This window comes from Marinitoga sp. 1135, from assembly GCF_013363245.1.
Taxonomy (GTDB): Bacteria; Thermotogota; Thermotogae; order Petrotogales; family Petrotogaceae; genus Marinitoga; species Marinitoga piezophila.
Map to the genome: position 1 here is coordinate 1 of NZ_LBEZ01000028.1, position 1053 is coordinate 1053.

The window sequence follows — 1053 nt, forward strand, 5'->3', positions numbered from 1 at the left end:
GAAAAAATAGGAAGAAGAACATCAATACAGGTAAATCTTTTAAGGATGATAACTGAAGGAATATTATCAATAGTTTCAGGTGAAAACCCAAGATTAATGGAAGAAAAACTAAAAGCATTTTTAAGCCCTGATGAAAAGAAAAAATATGAATCAGAAAAAGAAGGGTGATATAAATGGCAGATAAATGTAAAAAAGATGAAGGGCCACCACCACCACCTGGTTGGCTGGCAACATTCAGTGATTTAAATTCGTTGCTTATGACATTCTTTGTTATGTTGTTCTCCATGGCAACAATTTCACCCGGTAAATTCCAGCAGGCAGCAGTAAGTTTTAGAAGTCCCTTTAGCGGAACGCCACCAAGTGTTTTGACGGGTGGAAAAAGTCTATCAGAAGAAAGCTTAATTACATCAAATCCTGGAATTAGAGTTGAACTTTTCAGACTACAGGACAATCCAAAGTATAAAGGAAGAATAACAATAGAAGAAAATGACAAAGGAACAATAATAAAAATGCAGGACATGGCATTTTTCGAGCCTGGTAGCGCTCAATTAACCAAAGATGCAAAAGAGTTGTTATATAAATTGGGTATAATTCTAATAGAACATTCAAACAATGCAATAGAAATATATGGATTTACAGATGACAGACCGCCAAAAGAACAATTAATATATCCATCAAACTGGCATTTAGGAGCCGCGCGTGCAGCAAGTGTGGCAAAATTCTTTACAGAAGAAATGAAAAAGAAAAGAACACTTGAAAGATTGGCAGAAGTAAAAGCCGGGAAATTTGATCCTGATTATTACTATAATCCTGAAAGATTCTATCCAATCTCAGAAGGAGATAAAGACATATTAAAAGATATACAAAAATTAAAATCAAACACCGAAGCAGAAAAGATGAAATTAAAAGAGGAATTTGAAAAAGGTATAATAGATATTGCAACCTTGAAAACAAAAGAAAAAGAATTAGATGAAAAATACAAAAATGATCTTGATAGACTAAGACATCTATACAGAAGAATTGATTTATTGATTTTAAGACAGCGCTTGAGAT

General features: G+C 33.1%; 1 protein-coding gene. It reads left to right on the forward strand.

The window, feature by feature from the left end; translation table 11 throughout:
* Nucleotides 1-173: 173 nt before the first annotated feature.
* Nucleotides 174-1053 (forward strand): flagellar motor protein MotB (locus tag XO10_RS10470; protein WP_014296329.1); only part of this gene is annotated, 880 nt, incomplete at its 3' end.